Source organism: Streptomyces sp. NBC_00820 (assembly GCF_036347055.1).
Lineage (GTDB): Bacteria > Actinomycetota > Actinomycetes > Streptomycetales > Streptomycetaceae > Streptomyces.
This window is the reverse complement of the sequence record NZ_CP108882.1, coordinates 6,372,407-6,390,940: the sequence shown is the minus strand read 5'-3', so window position 1 is coordinate 6,390,940 and position 18,534 is coordinate 6,372,407. Positions and strand designations below refer to the sequence as shown.

The following is an 18,534-nucleotide window of genomic DNA, read 5'->3' as shown; positions in this document are numbered from 1 at the left end:
GCGTCTATGACACGAACGGCCGTGGGCGGGGTACGTAGGTGTGCATGACCTCTGCGCGATCCGGACCGGGAGTGCCCACGGCCACCTACCGGCTGCAGCTCCAGCCCGCGTTCCCGTTCGCCGCCGCGGCGGCGGCCGTCCCGTACCTGGCGTCGCTCGGCGTCTCCCACCTGCACCTGTCCCCCGTGCTGGAGGCCGTACCTGGCTCCACGCACGGGTACGACGTCGTGGACCACGCGCGCGTGCGCGAGGAGCTCGGCGGCGAGGAGGGCCTGCGCGCGCTGGCACGGACCGCGCGGGAGCACGGCCTGGGCCTGGTGGCGGACATCGTGCCGAACCACATGGCGATGGCACCCCGGCACAATCGCGCCCTGTGGGAGGTGCTGCGGGAGGGCCCCGGGTCGCGCTACGCGCGCTGGTTCGACATCGACTGGGAGGCGCAGGGCGGCCGGCTGCTGCTGCCCGTGCTCGGCGGGCCGCTCGGCACGGAGCTGGAACACCTGGTGGTCGACGGTGACGTGCTGCGCTACCACGACCACGCCTTCCCGATCCGCACGGGCACCGAGGACCTGCCGCTGCCCCGGCTGCTGGACGCGCAGTGGTACCGCCCGGTGTGGTGGCGGCTGGCCCGCACCGAGCTGAACTACCGGCGCTTCTTCAGCATCTCGGAGCTGATCGGGGTGCGCGTGGAGGATCCGGAGGTGTTCGAGGCCACCCACGCCAAGATCCTCCAGCTGCTCGCGGAGGGGGTGCTCGACGGACTGCGCGTCGACCACCCCGACGGCCTCGCGGACCCCGACGGCTACCTGGCCCGGCTCGACGAGGCGACCGGCGGCCGCTGGACGGTGGTGGAGAAGATCCTGGCCGACGGCGAACGTCTGCCGGCCTCCTGGCCCGTCGCGGGCACCACGGGCTACGACGCCCTGCGCCACATCGACGGCCTGTTCACGGACCCGGACGGAGCGGGCGAACTACTCGCCCACTACCGGGGTTTCGCGGCCCCGCAGACGGACCGGGGCGGCGACTGGGAGGCCACTGTACGGCGGGCCGCGTACGAGGTGCTCCGGCACGAGCTGGCTGCCGAGGGCGACCGGCTCACCCGGGCCGCCGCGCGGCTGTGCGCCGGTTCACCGGACCTCGCGCTGCGCGACCGGGCGCCCTGGGCGCTGCGCACGGCCCTGGAGGAGCTGCTGGTCCGGATGCGTGTCTACCGGCCGTACGGCTCCGGTGACGCCGCCGCGGTCGTCACCGAGCGGGCCGCCGAGGAGGCCCGCTCGGCGTTCGTGGTGCCCGAGGAGGCCGGGGCCGTGGACGTCGTACGGGGGCTGCTGGTCGAGCCGTCCGACCACGTCTCGGCAGGGTCCGCCGGGGACCACGCGGGCCGGACGGAGCTGCGCACCCGGTTCGCGCAGACGGCGTCGGCGCTGCGCGCCAAGTCCGTCGAGGACAAGGCGTTCTACCGCTACGTGCCGCTGCCCGCGGCGACGGAGGTGGGCGGTGATCCGGGCAGCCCCGGGGTGTCCCCGGAGGACTTCCACGCCTACTGCGCGCGCGTGCAGCGCGACTGGCCGGCCACCGGCACCGTCGTCACCACGCACGACACCAAGCGCAGCGCCGACGTGCGGGCGGCGCTGGCCGTGCTCACCGAGTGCCCCGGACGCTGGGCGCGGCTGCTCGCCGAGGTGACACGGGCCGAGGAGGCCGTCCCGGACGGGCAGCTCGCATGGGCGGCCTGGCAGACGGTGTTCGGGCTGGGTCCGGCCGAGCGGGAACGGGTCCGGGAGGCTCTGCTCAAGCACGTGCGCGAGGCGGGCATGTACACCAGCTGGACGGAGCCGGAGCCGCCGTACGAGGAGGCGGTGGCCGCGTTCGTCGCGGCCGGACCGTGCGGGCCGCCCGGCGAGCACGTGGCCGCCTTCCGCAAGGCCCTGGAGCCGCACATCCGGGCCAACGTCCTCGGTACCGCCCTGGTCCATCTGACGATGCCGGGCGTGCCGGACGTGTACCAGGGCACGGAGAGCGAGTACCGGGCGCTGGTGGACCCCGACAACCGGCGGCCGGTGTCCTTCCCGGCGGCGGCGCCGGGCGAGAAGGACGCCCTGACTGCGGCGGCGCTGGGGCTGCGGGCCCGCCGGCCCGGCGCGTTCGGCACGGACGCGGCCTACGCCCCGCTCGCCGCCGACGGCCCGGCGGCCGGCCACTGCCTGGCGTTCGCGCGCTCGGGCGAGGTCGTCACGGCGGTGACCAGGCTGTCCCTGCGGCTGGACGAGGCGGGCGGCTGGCGGGAGACACGGCTGCCGCTGCCGCCCGGGCGCTGGACGGACCTGCTCACGCCGGGACGGGAGTTCACGGGGTACGCGCGCGTGGCGGACCTTTTCGAGGCGCTGCCCGTGGCACTGCTCGAGCGAGTGAGTGAGGGAGAGCCGGGGGCCCGCTGAACATGGCGTCGGCCGGCCGGTGCCCGGTCAGCCCGGTCAGCGCACGCTCGGCCGGCCGGCCGGCCGGGACACGGTCAGCCGGCCGACGGAGCGACCGCCTCGCGGGCCGCGGTCGCCAGGGAGGCCACGGAGGCAATGGCATCCCTGGCATCCGGCGAGGCCGTGACCTCGGTCGCCACAAAGGCAGTGGCCGCGGTCGTCGGCGCGTCCGTGGGCGCGATGGCTGCCGTGAACGCGGTGGCTGCCGTGGGCGCCGCGGCCAGCGAGGGCCACATGGCGCACAGCAGGTGCACGAACGCCTCCGCGGCTCCGGTGAGCGGCACGCGCGCGTAGACGGTCAGCGGACGCTTCCAGACCGGGTCGGGGCTGAGGACCACACAGTCCTCGCCGACGACACCCCGCACGAGGTGGGCGGGTACGGCGCACACCCCGACACCTGCGGCGGCCATCCGTACGGCCGTGGAGGTGTGCTCGGTCCACACGGCTGTCCAGGGCCGGAATCCGGCCCGCGCGCACCCCGGCCCACACCAGCGGTGGTACCCACGGGATTCCGACCCACACCAGCGGCGGTCCCCGGCCGGCGCGTCCTGCCGGGTGGTGCGGGGGCGCGCCGGAAGGGCGAGGCCGAGGTCCCGCCGGCGTGCGCGTCCGGGCGCCCCCTGGAGCCACCCCGCCATGCGCTTGACAGTTCACCCGGGCCGTGCGGCACTGAGAGGGCGAAGCCGGGCGGACACGAGTCGGGGGTGAGTCTCCTGCCGGAGCTGCGCTACCCCAACCTTCCCGAACTGGTGTCCTTCGCACACGCGTTGGCCACTCAGGAGCCCGGGCTGTGTGTGCTGCGGCAGGTGGGTCTCTCCCGGGCGGGCCGGCCCCTGCATCTGCTGTCGGTGGGGCATGCACGCCGTGCCGTGCTGGTGGTGGCGGGCGCCCACGCCAACGAACCGACCGGGGGCTCCACCCTCCGCGCGCTGGCCGAACGGGTGCTGGCGGAACGGGAGTTGCGCTCCGGCACCTCCTGGCACTTCCTGCTGTGCGCCGACCCGGACGGCGCGAGTCTGCACGTGACCCCGGCCCCGCGCAGCCTGTTCGACTACCACCTCGGTTTCTACCGTCCCACGGGGGCTGAGCAGCCGGAGTGGGCGCCGTCGGTACTGCCCCCGGACCGGCTGCCGCCCGAGACGCGCACCCTGACCGGCGTGATCGACGAGCTGCGCCCGTATCTGCAGGTGACCCTGCACGGAACCGATCTGGGCGGCAGCTGGGTGCAGTTGACGAAGGACGTGCCGGGGCTGGCCGAGCCGTTCGCCAAGTCCGCGGCACAGCTGCACATCCCGGTGGAGACGGGCGCCTCGGACGCGGCGGGCTGGCCGTCCTCGGGGCCGGGCGTGCATGTCATGCCCGGCCCGGACTCGCGCGCCGCCTACCCGAGCATGCCCGACGACGCCCGGCACAGCACCTGGTACCACGCACACCGCTACGGCGGTCTGACGGCCGTGGTGGAGGTGCCGATGTGGGCCAGCGACCTGGTGGACGACCCGGCACCGCACCCGGCGCCGGCGGCGGCACTGCGGCAACTGGCCGCGCGCCTGCTGCGGGACGCGACGGAGGTGGAACGGGTGCTCGCCGAGGCGTTGCCCCGGCTGGACGACACGGGCGGCCCGCTGCTGCGGGCCGCCCGGTGGGCACTGGGGCTGATCCCCGGCCTGGCGCGGGACTGGACCCACACGGCGCCGGCCGGCACGACGATGGCGTACGTGGGCAGCGTGGACGCCTTCGGGCGGCGGCTGCCGCTGCGGGCCGCGGCGATGCTGCTGCGGGTCCTGCGGGAGACGGACGACCTGGCGGCGCCCTGGCTGGAACACCTCGTCGCCGCCTGGTGCGAGTCCTTCGCGCTGCGGTTCCGGGCCCGCTGGGTGCCGTTGGAGCACCAGGTGGAACACCAGTCCCGGACCGTGCTGGTGGCGGCCCGGCAGGCCCGCGAGCAGGCGGCCTGACGGCGTCGCCCCCAGCCGGGCACGGGCGGCCGGGCACGGGACATCGCTCGTCCCCCGGGATCCGGTCCGTACGCCGGGAGTGGCGTCGCTCAGTCCTCCAGGGCGAACACCGACCCCGTCCGCGCGTCCATCACGCACTTGCTGGTGTAGGTCTCCTGGTAGTCGACCGGCCGCCCGTTCCAGCGCCCGTGCGCGTGGGCGGTCACCGGGGCGAAGATCAGTGGGCAGAACACGTCCTTGTGCGGGATACGCGCGATGTCACCGTCGGCGGCGGCGAGTTCGGCGCAGGCCTCCGCCGCGTGCGGGTGGCCCAGGGGCGGGTCGCACAGGAGCAGGGCGCCGCTGGTGACGCCGGACTGCGCGTCGCCGCGGGTGACGGTCAGGTACAGCCAGTCGTCGGCGGCCGTTCCGCGGGGCGCGGCGTGGGCGGGGCCCGCGGTGAGGAGGCCCGCGGCGGCCAGCAGAGCGCCGGCCGCGGCCGCCGCTCGGGTGAGGTAGGTCATTCCCGGTGCATCGGCACGGCCGCCGGTTTCCCCCAGTCCGGCTCACCCGAAAGGAGCCGTCGACGCCTCACCCGGTACCCGGCACCCGCCAACCGGGCCCCGGCACCCGCACCCGCACTCACACCCAGAGCCCATGCCGGGAACCGTCCCCGGAACCGCTCAGTTCGCCGCCAGCCGGAAGGCGGTCTTCCCGAAGCTGATCATGTCGCCCTCCCGGACGACGACGGCGCCGACCACGCGGCGGCCGTTGACGGTGGTGCCGTTGGTGGAACCGAGGTCCCTGAGGACCCACACGCCGCCCTGGCGGCGCAGGTCGGCGTGCACGCGGGACACCGTCTCGTGGTTGAGGCGCAACCCGTTGGCCGGGTCGCGGCCGATGCGCAGCGGATGGTCGTGCGCGGGGTGCGGCAGGAGCAGCTTCGGCAGCCGTTCGGCCTGCCAGGCGCGGCGCAGTCGTACGGTGAAGCCGGAGACGGCCTCCACGGTGCCCAGCACCGCTCGCGAGAGACGGTTCTCGTGGGGCAGGTCGGCGGTGAGGGCGGCGAGTTCGTCGGAGGCGCGCGCGGAGAGCGCGAGTTCCATGCGGCGCACGAAGGTGTCGTGCGACAGGCGGCCCATGGCGACGCCGTCTCGCAGCACCTGCAGCGCCTTGTCGCGCTCCGCGTCGGAAGGCCGCGCGGGGTACGTGGGGAACTCGAAGGACGACGTCACGTTCGTGATTGTCGGTCAGTGGACCCCGGGTGTCCAGAAACGGGAGAACCGGCCGTCACCCGCGCCCACTTCCGCGACACCCGCGAGGAAAACGCCGTTTGGGAAAGCGGATTGATCATTTTCCGGGCACGATGGACGGGCTGGGTCACTGTGAGCAGACGAAGGGGAACCGTCCGTGCAGTTCGACGTGTGGGCACCACAGGCAGACCGCGTGACGCTTCAGTGCGACGGCGCCACGCGCGCGTTGGAGCGCGATCCGGAGCGGGTGGGGTGGTGGACAGGGCGGGCGCAGGCCGTGGACGGCACCCGCTACGGCTTCGGGCTGGACGGCGGCGCCGTGCTGCCCGATCCGCGCTCGCGCCGCCAGCCGGACGGTCCGGACGGCCTGAGCGCGGTCGTGGACCACGGGCGGTACGCGTGGCGTACGCCGTGGCAGGGGCGAGGGCTGCCGGGCGCGGTGCTCTACGAACTGCACGTGGGCACGTACACCCGCGAGGGCACCCTCGACGCCGCCGCGGAACGCCTCGACCATCTCGCCGAACTCGGCATCACGCACGTGGAGTTGATGCCACTCACCCCTGTCCCGGGACGGCACGGCTGGGGGTACGACGGGGTGGCGCCCTGGGCGGTGCACGAGCCGTACGGCGGTCCCGAGGCGCTGAAGCGGTTCGTGGACCGGGCGCACGAGCTGGGACTGGGTGTCGTCCTGGATGTCGTGCACAACCACCTGGGCCCGTCGGGCAATCATCTGCCCGCGTTCGGGCCGTACTTCACGGATACGCATCAGACGCCCTGGGGTGCGGCGGTGAACCTGGACGCGCCCGGCTCGGACGAGGTGCGCGCGTACTTCCTGGAGAGCGCGCTGGCGTGGCTGCGCGACTACCGGCTCGACGGGCTGCGTCTGGACGCCGTGCACGCGCTGCACGACACGCGCGCGCGTCACTTCCTGGAGGAGCTGTCGGCGGCGGTCGACGGCCTCGCCGCCGAGGTGGGCCGCCCCCTGTTCCTGGTCGCCGAGTCGGACCTGAACGATCCCCGGATCATCACCCCGCGCGGGGAGCACGGCCTCGGGCTGCACGCGCAGTGGAACGACGACTTCCACCACGCCCTGCACACCGCGCTCACCGGCGAGTCCCAGGGCTACTACGCCGACTTCGCGCGGGCCCCGCTCGCCGCGCTCGCCAAGACCCTCAACCGCGGCTACTTCCACGACGGCACCTACTCGTCCTTCCGGGGTCGTGACCACGGACGGCCACTGGACCGCGGGCGCGTGGGCGCCCACCGGCTGCTGGGCTACAGCCAGACCCACGACCAGATCGGCAACCGCGCCCAGGGCGACCGGCTTTCGGCCACACTCTCCCCCGGACTGCTGGCCTGCGCGGCCACGCTCACGCTCACCGCGCCGTCCACCCCGATGCTGTTCATGGGCGAGGAGTGGGCGGCCGGCACGCCGTGGCAGTACTTCACCGACCACACGGACCCGGAGCTGGCGGAGGCCGTACGGCAGGGCAGGCGACGGGAGTTCGCGGCGCACGGCTGGGCCGAGGAGGACGTACCCGACCCGCAGGACCCGGCGACCCGGGAGCGGTCCTGCCTGGACTGGTCGGAGCCCGAGCGCGAACCCCACGCGCGCGTGCTCTCCTGGTACCGCCGGCTGATCGGGCTGCGCCGCGAACTGCCCGACCTCACCGCTCCCGACCTCGCCGACACGAAGGTGGCGTACGACGAGGAGGGCCGCTGGCTGGCCTTCCGGCGCGGGGACGTCCGCGTGGCCGTCAATCTCGGCAAGCAGCCGGCGGCGATCCCGCTCGGCACCGGCCGGCTGCGGGTGCTCGCCGCGTGGGACCCGGTTCTGGCCCCGGGCCCGGACGGGCTGCTGCAGGTCCCCGGGGAGTCGTGCGTGGTGCTGACGCAGGCCTGAGCGGGGGTGCTGCGCCGAGCGGGAGGCACCGGGGCATCGCGCATGCCCTTGAGGACACGGCGCGCACGGCAAGGCCGATGCTGGGCCGGGAACAGTGGGGCCGGGGCTGAGGCCCTGCGGAGGCGAGTCGAGCCGGGCGGGCGCCCGGCTCGGCTCGTGCCCGCGAGGAGGCCCCTAGAGTTCGGTCTCCTCGTCCTTCAGCTCGGTGACCCGCTCCAGCAGGATCGGCTCCCAGGCGCGCCGCAACTGGGTGCGCAGCAGGGGCAGGGAGCCGGGCGCGCGGCCCTCCAGGTGGTCGGCGAGGCGCAGGACGGTGTCGCAGCGGGCGAGCCACAGGCCACGCAGGCAGGGCCGGGCGCCGTAGCCGGCGAGGGTGGCGGCGCGGACGGCCGCCGGGGAGCCGACGGCGACGGCGAGACCGGCGATGTCCTCGGCCGGGTCACCGACCACGGCCCGGGTCCAGTCCAGGATGCCGCGGACCCGCCCGTCGGCGCTGACCACCACGTGCTCGCCGGCCAGTCCGTGGTGGGTGAGCACGGCGGAACCGGGCTGAGCGGCGAGCTGGACGGCGCCGGGCGAGGTGAGCTGGTGCAGCCGGGCGGGGTCGAACTCGTCGGCGGCGGCGAGCCGTTCGGCCGCGTGCACGGACATGCGGCGCAACGCCTCCAGGGAGCGCGGGGCCGTACGCGGCACGCCGAGCGTCTCGGCCTGCCGTACGGGCACCGCGCGCAGCCCGGTGAGCAGTCCGGCGAGATCGGCCTCGCCGAGGGCGGAGACGTCGTGCTCGTCCGTGGTGCCCCCGGGCACCTTGGCGTCGAGCGTGCAGGCCAGACCGGGCGCCCACTCACCGTGCGCGACGGAGACCGGTACGACGACGGGGACGGGGACGTGCGGGCGCACGATGTCGCGCAGGCGCAGTTCACGGCGACGGCGCAGGGAGGCCTCGCGGTCGGGTGCGAGCCGCAGCACGTGCCGGGTGCCGACCCACCAGGTGTACGCGCGGCCCTCAGTGACCGGGCGGACGTCGGGTACGGCGGTGCCGTGCGCGCTCACGCCGCCGTCCGCGCCGTTCTTGCCCCTGCCCTCCCCGCTCTCCTTGCTCTCCCTGCTCTCCCTGCTCTCCTTGAGCAGCGAACGCACGAGTCTGCGCACGGTGTCGGCAGTGGGTGTCGGTGCCTGGGTCATGGGTCGTGTGGTCGCCGTTCCGGGATGTCCGTCGAGAATGTGCCTCTTGGCCCTCTCAGTCCACTATGACCATCTCACGGGTGGTGTTGTTGAACCGGCGGCCACCGTCCTCGGTCACCGTGACGATGTCCTCGATGCGCACCCCGAACCGGCCGGGCAGGTAGATCCCGGGCTCCACGGAGAAGCACATGCCGGGCACGAGGGGCTGTTCCTCGCCCTCGATCATGTACGGCGGCTCGTGCGTGGTGACGCCGATGCCGTGCCCGGTGCGGTGGATGAAGTACTCGCCGTACCCGGCGTCGGTGATCACCGCGCGTGCGGCCCGGTCGACGTCCTGGCAGGCCACGCCCGGCCGTACGACCCGGAAGCCCGCCTCCTGTGCGGCGCGCACGGTGTCGTGGACCCGGCGCTCCTCCTCGGTCGGCTCGCCGACGTGGACCGTGCGCGTGGTGTCGGAGCCGTAGCCGCCCTTCAGGCCGCCGAAGTCCAGGACGACCATGTCGCCGTCCTGGATGACGCGGTCGCCGACCTCGTGGTGCGGGTTGGCGCCGTTGGGGCCGGAGCCGACGACGGTGAAGTCGACCTGGGAGTGCCCGAATCGCAGCAGCAGGTCGGCGAGGTCGCGGCCGATGTCGGACTCGCGGCGCCCGGCGAAGGGAACGTTGCGGATCTCCTCGAACGTTGCGTCGGCAGCCGCGCCCGCGGCTGCCAGGAGCTCCAGTTCGGCCGCGTCCTTCACCGCGCGGAGCATCGGGAGGGCGTCGGTGAGAGAGGCGTAGCCGGTGTCCGGCAACGTCCGCTGGAGGCCCAGCAGGTGCATCGCCCAGGTGTTGTCACTGATACCGAAGCGGCCACGCCTGTCGAGCAGCTCGGCGGTGACCGCGTACGGGTCCTTGCCGTCGGTCCAGTCGCGCAGGGTCAGCGCGGTCGCGCCGGCCGCCTCCTCGGCGTCCGGGGCCTCCAGGGTGGGCACGACGAGTACGGGTTCACGGCCGGGGGTGAGGACGAGGACGGTGAGCCGTTCGGTGATCGCGGTGGGCGTGTACCCGGTCAGCCACACCATGTCCGGACCCGGCGCCACGAGCAGCCCCGCCAGACCGGCATCGCCCGCGGCACGCGCGGCGCGTTCCATGCGGGCCTTGTAGTCGTCGGCGGTGAAGTGTGCGGGCGTGCTACCGGTCATCCGGGCCTCCGAACGCGGTCGAGGTGACGGGGCGAAGCCGTTCCGCACGGTCTCCCGCCCGGTCGGGCCGACCGGGAGCGCGCGGTGGGCATGGGGCCATCATCCCCTGTGGGGCGTGGGGTGACCAGCGGGTTTACGGGAGGAACGAGGAGGGGCGGGAGGAAGGAGGGTGGCGGGGACGACCTGGGCCGGACCGCCCGGACCGCCCTCGCCACCCCTGCCCGCGCCCCTGCCCGCGACCCTGTCCACGCCCCCGTCCCACTCCGCCTCCCCCACCCACTGCGCTCAGGTCACCACGCCCAGTACCACCGTCAACTGCTGGAAGTTCCCGCTGTGGTGGCGCACCGTGACGCTCACCTCCGTGCCGGGGCGGCCGTGGGCGACGGCTCGGGCGAGGTCGGCGGCGCTGTCGATGCGGGCGGCGCCGAACTGGAGCAGGATGTCGCCGCGCACCAGGCCCGCCGTGTAGCCGGGGCCGGGCAGGTGGACGCCGGTGATCAGCGCGCCCACGTTCTCGGCGTCCACGGCCTCCACGCCCAGCGTGACGCCGGGCCTGACCTCGGCCGGGCCCGCTGACCCGGCGCCCCGCGGGGACGCGGCGGACTTGGCGGACTCGGACTTCACCGAAGCTTCGAACGGCGCGGTGTGGCCCCGTGCCTCGGCCAGCCTGCTCATGCCGATCACCGTGGCGCCCACCGTGCCGAGCCCGATCCCGCAGAGCACCAGAACGGTGCCGACGGTCAGGCTGAACAGCAGGGTCCTGATCCGCCGGCCACGCCGGCGAGCGGCGTGCGGCCGCCGGACCAGGGCGGTCGAAGCCCCCGGCTCGCCGGCCCGGTCCGGCGCCTCCCTCTCACCCCGTCCTTCCCTCTCACCCCGTCCTTCCCTCTCGCCCCGCTCCCGCCTGGACCACCGGTCCCGGCCGGGCATCGGCTTGGGACGCAACACTGTCTGTTCCATGGTTCGCTCGCCTCCGGCTGGTGCTCTACCCGGGGCACCCCGCCACGACGAGGCACGAACGAGTGAGACTGGCCGGAGGGTTGCGGAGGGTAGTCATGCGGAGAGCTACGCCCGTGCCGAGCGGGACGCTTCGTGCACCTCCCGGGTCACACCCACCGCTCTCCCACTCACACCCCCACGCCCCGCCCTCTCTCACACCCCCTCCCTCACCCCACGTACCAACTCCCCCGCCGCGCCGCCGACGGCACCCGCGTGCACGAGTTCCGTGCGGTGGACGACCCGGGGTGCGGTGAGGGGAACGGCGACAGCGCCCGGTACCGCGTCGGCCGTGGAGCGGGGCAGCAGGGTGAGGCCGTGGCCGGCGGCCGTGAGCGCGGTGAGGGTACGCAGGTCGGTGCCCTCGTAGCGCAGGGCCGGGCGGAAGGCGCCCCCGCCGTTCACGGCACGCAGCTGGGCGAGCGGGAGGCCGGCGTCCGGGGCGTCGATCCAGCGGGCGTCGGCGAGGTCGCCGAGGCGCAGGCCGGGACGGCCGGCCAGGGGATGTCCGGCGGGCAGCAGGACGGCGACGGGTTCCTCGTCGACCCCGTGAACCGTCAGCGGCGCCACGTCGGGCAGCCTCAGCGGGTCGCTGGGAGCGGCGAGGCCGTCGACCAGACCGAGGTCGGCGGTGCCGGTGGCGACGGCGGCCGGGATGTCGTCGCGGGTGAGGACGCGCAGCGTCACGCCGGCCGCGGGGAGCAGGGCGAGGACGCGGGGGCCGAGGGCGGTGGGGGTGGTGGCGAGGGTCAGGCCGTGCGCGGGGGCCGCCGCCATGCGTACGACGTCGACGCGGGCCGCGTCCAGGCGCAGCAGCAGCGGGCCCGCGTGTTCCAGGAGGCGCTCACCGGCAGCGGTGGGCGTGACCGGGCGCCGGGTGAGCAGGGGCGCGCCGAGGTCCTGTTCGAGGGCGGCGATGTGCTGGGAGACCGCGGACTGGGTGTAGCCCAGCTCGCGGGCGGCCTCGGAGAAGGAGGCGAGGCGCGCCACGGTGACGTACGTGCGCAGCAGGTGCGGGTCCATGCCGGACAGGATGCCACTCCATCAGAAACGCTTATCGAGCGTCCAGGAATCATCGTTGGACGTGAACCACGGGCGCCGCCCAGGATGAACGGCATGACGAACACCGCGGCTCGCACCGCCACCATCGCCCTCGTCGGGGACCGCTCCCCCAACGTCGTCTCGCACACCCGGATCCCCCTCCTGCTCGACGCGCTCGCCGAACGCGACCGACTGGTCCTGGACGCCTACTGGATCCCGTCCGAGGAGGCGGAGGCCGAGGGCGCGGTACGCGGGTTCGACGCCGTGTGGGTGCTGCCGGGCAGCCCGTACCGCAGCGAGGCCGGTGTCCTCGCGGCCGTCCGCACCGCGCGCGAGGAGGGCATCCCGTTCCTCGGTACGTGCGGCGGCTTCCAGCACGCGCTGCTGGAGTTCGCCCGGAACGTGTGCGGGCTGGCCCGGGTCGCGCACGCCGAGAACGACCCCGGCACCGAGGACCCCCTCATCGAGCCGCTGGCCTGCTCGCTGATCGGTCACGAGGCCGCGGTGACCCTGGAGCCGGGCTCGCTGGCCCACTCCGTGATCGGCTCGGCGCGCACGGTCGAGCGGTACTTCTGCGCGTACGGCCCCTCCCGCCACCTCGACACGCTGAGCGCGCACGGTCTGCGGTTCTCCGGGCACGACGAGGACGGCCAGGTCCGCGTCGCCGAACTGCCGGACCATCCCTTCTTCCTGGGCACCCTCTTCCAGCCGGAGCTGTCCGGCGACGGCTCGCGTCCGCACCCGGTCGTGCGCGCCCTGGCCCAGGCCGCGGTCGAGCACGCCGCGCGGGCGTGCCGGACCGCCTGAAGCGGACCGGAAAGCGGGCGGGACGGTCGGCGGCAGCCGCGGCGGCACCGGAGTCCGGAGCATCCCGCTGTCCGAGGCCCCGAGGCGTCCCGGTGTCCGGAGCGTCCCGGACGTCAGCCGACGAGCTGCACCGGGCCCGGTGCCCGGTCGGGCAGGAAGCCGTGGGCGCGGCGGCCGAGCCACTCGGCCTTGTAACGGTCGACCTCGCGGTGCCAGTGCAGGATGCCCGAGAGCCAGTTCTGCAGGTCGAGCACGTAGCGGCCCATGGCCTCGCGCGTCTCCTCGGACAACCGCAGGTCGTCGTACAGCAGGGGCAGTTCGTGCGCGATCACGTGCTCGAACTGCTGCATGCGCTGGGTCATCAGGTCGTGGATGACACAGAGCGCCGTCGGGTAGTCGATGCCGAAGAAGTTCTGTACGACGAGGATGGCGTTGTGGACCTCGCCCTCGTACTCGATCTCCTTCTGGTACGAGAAGACGTCGTTGATCAGGCAGGCGTAGTCGATGGCGGCGTTCTCCAGGGAGCGGACGGGTCCGCTGCGGTACACCTCCTGCGGGATCGCGGGGCCCTGGCCCATGCGGCACATGCTCAGGGTGAGGTCGGAGCCGAAGGTGGCCCGGCGCATCTCCAGGTAGTCGACCGGGTCGGGGATGCGGTTCTGCATCTGGTTGGACAGCTCCCAGACCCAGCTCTCGGTCATCATGTCCACGGACGTCTTCAGGGTGCGCCGTTCCTCGGCGCTCCGCCCCGCCGTCGTACGGGCCCACAGGTCGATCAGCCCGCGCTCCATGGCGTTGGCGGGGATCACGGTCGGCTCGCCCTCCAGCGGCATGCACTCGGAGAGCCGGGCCGTGGTCAGCCGTGCGGCGGCCAGATCCCTGCGGTGGCCGTAGACCAGTGGGTAGTAGTCGTCGCCGTAGGTGCCCCAGGCGAGCCACTGGGCGCTGAGGTCGAGGGCCTCGGGCGTGGCGTCCGGATCCAGGCCGGCGGAGCACAGCGCGAGGTCGTAGGCGGCGAGCTTGTCCTCGTCCCAGACGCCCTCCTCCAGGATGCCCACGCGGTGCGACCACGCGACGAGGTTGCGGCGGGAGGCGTCGTGGTGCGGGCTCAGTTCCAACGGGAACGGCATGTAGAAGTCGGGCAGCTTTGAGGGGCCGACCTTCTGGAACGGTACGTGGGAGTAGGCGCGCAGGCGTTCGGCCGCGGCGGAGGCGAGCAGCGCGCCGACATCCATGGCGGAGGTGCCGGGGCCGCTCGGGAGCTGCCACGGCGAGTCGGACCGGGCCCCCTTGTTCATGTAGCGGCTGGAGCGCATGTGCCACTCGTGGCCGCCGGACTGCCAGTCCTGAAGTCCCTTGGTGTAGGCGGCGACCGCGGCGATCTCGTCGGGCCTGAGCCCCTTCTCCAGGGCGACGGCGGGGACTTCGGTGAGCGCGGTGTGCTCGAACTGGTGCAGGCGTGAGGTGAGGATGTCGTTGACGGTCTCGGCGGCCTCCTGGGTGGTGCAGCCGAAGAAGGTCTCCAGCACGAGCACTCCGTTGCTGTTCTCGCCCTCGTCCTCGACCTCCCGCTGGTAGGAGAAGAGGTCGTTGCGCAGGTGGACGGCGTCGGAGAAGGTCTCCATGAGCACCCTGAGCGGCCGGGTACCGGCGACGGCGGCCGGCACCTCGGCGGTCGCGTACTCCACGAGCCCCGACGACCAGGGCGCGCCGCCCACCTTGCGGCGCATCTCGATGTACTCGACCGGGTTGGCGATCCGGCCCTCGTTGATGTTGGACAGCTCCCACATGGACTCGTTGAGCAGATGCTCGGTGGCCACGACGAACCGCCGGCGCCAGTCGGCGGACATCGACGGCACGGTGCGCGTCCACAGGTCGGCGAGCCCCGCCTCGACCGGGTTCTCCGGCTCGGGCATCGGGGCGCCGGGGTCCAGCGGCATGAACAGCGCGAGTCGCTCCAGGTGGTGCTTGCCCGCGGCGCGGTCCTGGGTGCGCTTGTACATGTCCAGGAAGTGGTCGTCGAAGAAGAAAACCCAGACGTACCAGTCGGTGATCAGCGAGAGGGCGGGGCCGTCGCAGTCGGGGTGGGTGTAGGCGCACAGGAGCCCGTAGTCGTGCGCCTCCAGGTCGGACTGCTCCCAGACCCCGGACCCCTCCAGCATGCCCATCTCGCGCGCCCACGCCGTCGAGTGGGTCCGTGCCTCGTCGACATGCGGGTTCAGCCGCGCGGGGTACGGCATGTAGAAGTGCGGGAGTTCGAACGGCTGCGTCATGGCCAGGCCCTACCCGTGCCCCCGGAACGGCATCCGCTCGCGGGGACATGATCACACCATCGCGTGAACCCTCGCGGAAACAGTGAACTTCCGCCGGTATGTGTGGCGTTAAGGGTTTCCGGCAGGCAGGGGGCGGAGGCCGTCGGCGCGCGGGTGGGCCAAGGCAGCGAGGGGAAGGGGGCGTTCAGGCGAACGCCCGTACGCGCCCTTGCCGAGCTTCCGCGGGCGGGCCACGGTAGGCGCATGACCTCCTTCGTACTGCCCCATGAGGTGCACGGCGACGGCGCCCACAAGGTGTTCGCCGTGCACGGCTGGCTCGCCGACCGTTCCGCTTTCGCGCCCGTCCTGCCGGACCTCGACCGCGCCGCGTTCACCTACGCGCTGGTCGACCTGCGCGGTTACGGCGCGGCCAGGCAGGCGGTGGGCTCGTACACGACCACCGAGGCGGCCGTGGACCTGGTGGGGGTGGCCGACCAGCTGGGCTGGGAGCGGTTCTCGGTGGTGGGGCACTCGATGGGCGGCGCGGTGGCGCAGCGCCTGCTGTCGGTCGCTCCGCAGCGGCTGCGCCGGATCGTCGGGGTCTCCCCCGTGCCCGCCTCGGGGCTGCCGCTCCCCGGCGAGCAGGGCGTGCTGTTCGCGGACGCGGCGCACAGGCCGGAGAACCGGCGCGCGATCCTCGACGTCACCACCGGCGGCCACCGTCCCGCCGCCTGGCTCGACCGGATGGTCGACCGCTCGCTGGAGTGCAGTGACGTGAAGGCGTTCCGGGCGTGGCTCGACTCCTGGGCGGGCGACGACTTCCGCGCGGACGTCGAGGGCAGCGACGTGCCCGCGCTGGCGGTGGCCGGGGAGCTCGATCCGGCACTGTCGGCCGACCTCATGCGGCAGACGTGGATGTCCTGGTACCCGCGCGCGCGGCTCGCCGTCCTGCCGTGCGCCGGACACTACGCGATGGACGAGACCCCGCTGGAACTGATCCGCGTGGTGGAGGACTTCCTGCGGGAGGACACCACCGATGCGGGCGCGCGAGGGTGAGCGTACGCGAGGCCGCACCGGCACCCGACGTCTTCGACCCGCGCCGGTACGCCGCCGGGGTGCCGTACGCCGACTACCGGGTGCTGCGCGACGAGCACCCGGTGGCCTGGCAGGACGAGCCCGAGGTGCTGGGCTGGCCGGCCGGGCCCGGGTTCTGGGCGGTCACCCGGCACGCCGACGTGGTGCGGGTGCTCAAGGACTCGGCGACGTACTCGTCGTACATCGGCGCGACCCAGATCCGCGACCCCGACCCGGACGACCTGCCGTTCATCAGGAGCATGATGCTCAACCAGGATCCGCCGCAGCACGGCCGGCTGCGGCGCCTGGTCAGCCGGGCGTTCACACCGGGCCGCGTCGACCGGTTCGCGGCCGTGGCACGCGGGCGGGCGCGCACGCTGCTCGCGCGGGCACGCGACGCGGCGGACGCCGGCGACGGCACGGTGGATCTGGTGGGCGCCGTCACCGACGAGTACGCGCTGCTCAACCTCGCGGATCTGCTGGGGGTTCCGGAGAGCGACCGGCGGCTGCTGCTGCACTGGACGCAGCGGGTGATCGGCTACCAGGACCCGGACGAGGCCGGCACGCCGACGCTGGACGGAGCGGGCAGGCCGGTCAACCCGCGCTCTCCGGCCATGCTGCGGGACATGTTCGCGTACGCCCGGCAACTGGCGGCCTACAAGCGGCGTTACCCGGCCGACGACGTGATGACGACCCTCGCGCACGACGCCGAACTCGGCTCCGCCGAACTGGAGATGTTCTTCTTCCTGCTCACCGTCGCGGGCAACGACACCGTGCGCGGCGCGGCCCCCGGCGGCCTGCTCGCACTGGCGGAGCATCCGCGGTCGTACGATCTCCTGCGCGCCGGCAAGGCGGAACTCGGCACCGCGGTGGACGAGTTGCTGCGCTGGCACCCACCGGTGCTGTCCTTCCGCAGGACGGCCGAGCGGGACACCGAGCTGGCCGGGCGGCAAATCCGCCAGGGCGACAAGGTCGTGGTGTTCCACGCCTCGGCCAACCGGGACGAGCGGGTCTTCGCGGCACCCGACCGGCTCGACCTCGCCCGCACGCCCAACCCGCACGTCTCCTTCGGGGACGGCCCGCACGTGTGCCTGGGCGCCCACTTCGCCCGGCTCCAGCTACGGCTGCTCTACGCGGAGGTACTGCGCACGCTGCCCGCGCTCCGCCCGGCCGGGCCGCCGCGGCGACTCGTCTCCAACTTCATCAACGGCATCAAGTCACTGCCCTTGACCGTCACTTGATGGGTTGACCTGGATCAGCGCGTGTGTGCCGCCGGTGCGCCAGGCCTGTCCCTCCGCCGCGACCAGCGCGGCCTCGGTGGCCGGGGACAGGCCGGTGATCACATCGGACTTCAGGGTGCGCAGGGAGGCGACCGGGCCGGGGAAGTACGCGGTCACCTCCTGGAAGGGCGTGGTCGGCGGCCACATCCGGTCGCCCACCAGACGGCGGTAGTTGAGGTCGCCCTTGACGATCGTCAGGACCGCCGAGGCGAACTCCGCGCGCAGGTCGTCCGGCATGTCGGCGTACGGCAGCGGTCCACCGGAGAAGGGGTGGGCGCGCACGACGAGCCGGCCGTCGGCCATCGCCGACCAGAGCAGTCGCCCGTACCCGGAGGCCGCGCCCGGCGCCGAGCGGAGGCGGGTGAGCGCGTCGACCACGTCGGCGGTCGTGGCGTCGGAGACGTAGTACGGGTACGGCTTGACGTGCAGGACCGCGCGGCCGATCCGGCCCTCGGCGAGCAGGTGGGCGATCAGGAGCAGGTCGGGGACGAGTTCGCGGCCCGCGTTGTCCGCGACCAGGCAGAGCGTGCCGGTTCCGGTTCCGGCGGGCGGCAGCAGCGACCACAGCGTCTCGCTGTCGTCGGCGACCAGGGCGGGGACCGGCTCCTGGGTCCCGGCGCCCGCGGCGGAGAGGCGGAAGCCGAGGTCGGCGCGGTTGCCCCACAGCGAGCCGTGCAGCAGGGCACGGCCCCGCTCGGCGGCCGGACGGCCCTCGAGCGAGTCGAGCGCCGCCAGCTCCTCGTCCGTCTCCTTGGCGTCGAGTTCGGCGCGCTTGAACGGGCGGAACGGGTCGATCCCCTGCCACGCGCCCGGACCGAAGTGACCGACGGCCTCCAGCAGTCGCCGGTAGAAGTAGCTCTCGGACCACAGCCAGGGCACGTCGAACCAGGACTGCCCGGCGTAGGTGTCCAGGCCCCAGGCGCGCCAGAGGTCGCGGTCGTGCGCGCCCTCGGGCAGCGGCTCGATCACGCCCTCGGTGCAGCTCCGCAGCAGCGCGTCGAGCGCGTGGTGCTGCCCGGGGCCGTACGGGAAGGCGTCCCGCACCTGCCGGATGATCGCGGGGTGCCGTTCGGCCAGCACACTGTGCGGGAACGAGCCGGGTTCGTCGCCGAGGATCACGGGCGCGGCGGGGGTTTCGGGCATGTCCGC

15 protein-coding genes are annotated in these 18,534 nt (G+C 73.7%); 6 read left to right on the top strand and 9 right to left on the bottom strand.

Annotation, left to right across the window (positions count from 1 at the left end):
• The first annotated feature begins 44 nt into the window (after positions 1 to 44).
• Entirely contained in the window at positions 45 to 2,438 is a 2,394-nt protein-coding gene (gene treY / locus OIB37_RS28620; protein ID WP_330460497.1) for a malto-oligosyltrehalose synthase, read from the top strand.
• Between the two features lie 74 nt (positions 2,439 to 2,512).
• On the opposite strand, the gene OIB37_RS28615 is transcribed toward treY, so the two are convergent.
• The gene (locus OIB37_RS28615) at positions 2,513 to 3,115 is read right to left on the bottom strand and encodes a LysR family transcriptional regulator substrate-binding protein (protein ID WP_330460496.1); all 603 of its coding nucleotides are present in this window, start codon (positions 3,113 to 3,115) and stop codon (positions 2,513 to 2,515) included.
• A 66-nt stretch (positions 3,116 to 3,181) separates the two neighbouring features.
• Between OIB37_RS28615 and OIB37_RS28610 the strand changes: the two genes are divergently transcribed.
• Positions 3,182 to 4,432 (top strand): M14 family zinc carboxypeptidase, encoded by a 1,251-nt coding sequence (locus tag OIB37_RS28610; protein ID WP_330460495.1) that lies wholly within the window; start codon positions 3,182 to 3,184, stop codon positions 4,430 to 4,432.
• An 89-nt stretch (positions 4,433 to 4,521) separates the two neighbouring features.
• Here the strand turns inward: OIB37_RS28610 and OIB37_RS28605 are convergent, their stop codons facing one another.
• Together OIB37_RS28605 and OIB37_RS28600 are read right to left on the bottom strand one after the other, a co-directional pair.
• Entirely contained in the window at positions 4,522 to 4,935 is a 414-nt protein-coding gene (locus OIB37_RS28605) for an SSI family serine proteinase inhibitor (protein ID WP_330460494.1), read from the bottom strand.
• Positions 4,936 to 5,094: 159 nt separating this feature from the next.
• On the bottom strand, positions 5,095 to 5,646 hold the full coding sequence (locus OIB37_RS28600; RefSeq protein WP_330460493.1) for a DUF1707 and FHA domain-containing protein: 552 nt from the start codon (positions 5,644 to 5,646) through the stop codon (positions 5,095 to 5,097).
• 175 nt (positions 5,647 to 5,821) lie between these two features.
• On the opposite strand from OIB37_RS28600, the gene treZ reads away from it, so the two are divergent.
• Entirely contained in the window at positions 5,822 to 7,567 is a 1,746-nt protein-coding gene (gene treZ / locus OIB37_RS28595; RefSeq protein ID WP_330460492.1) for a malto-oligosyltrehalose trehalohydrolase, read from the top strand.
• A 174-nt stretch (positions 7,568 to 7,741) separates the two neighbouring features.
• Here the strand turns inward: treZ and OIB37_RS28590 are convergent, their stop codons facing one another.
• The 4 genes from OIB37_RS28590 to OIB37_RS28575 form a co-directional block, all read right to left on the bottom strand.
• Positions 7,742 to 8,752, bottom strand: a complete 1,011-nt coding sequence (locus OIB37_RS28590; RefSeq protein ID WP_330460491.1) for an aminoglycoside phosphotransferase family protein — start codon at positions 8,750 to 8,752, stop codon at positions 7,742 to 7,744.
• A 55-nt stretch (positions 8,753 to 8,807) separates the two neighbouring features.
• Positions 8,808 to 9,935 (bottom strand): aminopeptidase P family protein, encoded by a 1,128-nt coding sequence (locus tag OIB37_RS28585; protein ID WP_330460490.1) that lies wholly within the window; start codon positions 9,933 to 9,935, stop codon positions 8,808 to 8,810.
• 285 nt (positions 9,936 to 10,220) lie between these two features.
• Complete coding sequence (locus tag OIB37_RS28580) at positions 10,221 to 10,895, bottom strand: PDZ domain-containing protein (RefSeq protein ID WP_330460489.1); 675 nt, start codon at positions 10,893 to 10,895, stop codon at positions 10,221 to 10,223.
• A gap of 192 nt (positions 10,896 to 11,087) precedes the next feature.
• The gene (locus OIB37_RS28575; protein WP_330460488.1) at positions 11,088 to 11,954 is read right to left on the bottom strand and encodes a LysR family transcriptional regulator; all 867 of its coding nucleotides are present in this window, start codon (positions 11,952 to 11,954) and stop codon (positions 11,088 to 11,090) included.
• A 93-nt stretch (positions 11,955 to 12,047) separates the two neighbouring features.
• On the opposite strand from OIB37_RS28575, the gene OIB37_RS28570 reads away from it, so the two are divergent.
• On the top strand, positions 12,048 to 12,779 hold the full coding sequence (locus OIB37_RS28570; protein ID WP_330460487.1) for a CTP synthase C-terminal region-related (seleno)protein: 732 nt from the start codon (positions 12,048 to 12,050) through the stop codon (positions 12,777 to 12,779).
• Between the two features lie 113 nt (positions 12,780 to 12,892).
• On the opposite strand, the gene cyc2 is transcribed toward OIB37_RS28570, so the two are convergent.
• Complete coding sequence (gene cyc2 / locus OIB37_RS28565) at positions 12,893 to 15,052, bottom strand: germacradienol/geosmin synthase Cyc2 (protein WP_330460486.1); 2,160 nt, start codon at positions 15,050 to 15,052, stop codon at positions 12,893 to 12,895.
• A 243-nt stretch (positions 15,053 to 15,295) separates the two neighbouring features.
• Here cyc2 and OIB37_RS28560 point away from each other — a divergent pair, with 243 nt between their 5' ends.
• Together OIB37_RS28560 and OIB37_RS28555 are read left to right on the top strand one after the other, a co-directional pair.
• Positions 15,296 to 16,087 (top strand): alpha/beta fold hydrolase, encoded by a 792-nt coding sequence (locus OIB37_RS28560; protein ID WP_330460485.1) that lies wholly within the window; start codon positions 15,296 to 15,298, stop codon positions 16,085 to 16,087.
• On the top strand, positions 16,084 to 17,346 hold the full coding sequence (locus OIB37_RS28555; RefSeq protein ID WP_330460484.1) for a cytochrome P450: 1,263 nt from the start codon (positions 16,084 to 16,086) through the stop codon (positions 17,344 to 17,346). Before OIB37_RS28560 ends, OIB37_RS28555 begins: the two co-directional genes overlap by 4 nt.
• On the opposite strand, the gene OIB37_RS28550 is transcribed toward OIB37_RS28555, so the two are convergent.
• Positions 17,323 to 18,528, bottom strand: coding sequence for a damage-control phosphatase ARMT1 family protein (locus tag OIB37_RS28550; RefSeq protein ID WP_330460483.1), 1,206 nt, complete (start codon positions 18,526 to 18,528; stop codon positions 17,323 to 17,325). The two genes, OIB37_RS28555 and OIB37_RS28550, sit on opposite strands and share 24 nt — an antisense overlap.
• Positions 18,529 to 18,534 lie beyond the last annotated feature (6 nt).

Bases quoted from the DNA above. Each gene is read 5' to 3' on its own strand.
- treY (WP_330460497.1), top strand. From the start codon at position 45: ATGACCTCTGCGCGATCCGGACCGGGAGTGCCCACGGCCACCTACCGG.
- OIB37_RS28570 (WP_330460487.1), top strand. From the start codon at position 12,048: ATGACGAACACCGCGGCTCGCACCGCCACCATCGCCCTCGTCGGGGAC.
- OIB37_RS28560 (WP_330460485.1), top strand. From the start codon at position 15,296: ATGACCTCCTTCGTACTGCCCCATGAGGTGCACGGCGACGGCGCCCAC.
- OIB37_RS28575 (WP_330460488.1), bottom strand. From the start codon at position 11,954: ATGGACCCGCACCTGCTGCGCACGTACGTCACCGTGGCGCGCCTCGCC.
- OIB37_RS28550 (WP_330460483.1), bottom strand. From the start codon at position 18,528: ATGCCCGAAACCCCCGCCGCGCCCGTGATCCTCGGCGACGAACCCGGC.
- OIB37_RS28580 (WP_330460489.1), bottom strand. From the start codon at position 10,895: ATGGAACAGACAGTGTTGCGTCCCAAGCCGATGCCCGGCCGGGACCGG.
- OIB37_RS28585 (WP_330460490.1), bottom strand. From the start codon at position 9,935: ATGACCGGTAGCACGCCCGCACACTTCACCGCCGACGACTACAAGGCC.
- cyc2 (WP_330460486.1), bottom strand. From the start codon at position 15,052: ATGACGCAGCCGTTCGAACTCCCGCACTTCTACATGCCGTACCCCGCG.
- OIB37_RS28615 (WP_330460496.1), bottom strand. From the start codon at position 3,115: ATGGCGGGGTGGCTCCAGGGGGCGCCCGGACGCGCACGCCGGCGGGAC.
- OIB37_RS28590 (WP_330460491.1), bottom strand. From the start codon at position 8,752: ATGACCCAGGCACCGACACCCACTGCCGACACCGTGCGCAGACTCGTG.
- OIB37_RS28605 (WP_330460494.1), bottom strand. From the start codon at position 4,935: ATGACCTACCTCACCCGAGCGGCGGCCGCGGCCGGCGCTCTGCTGGCC.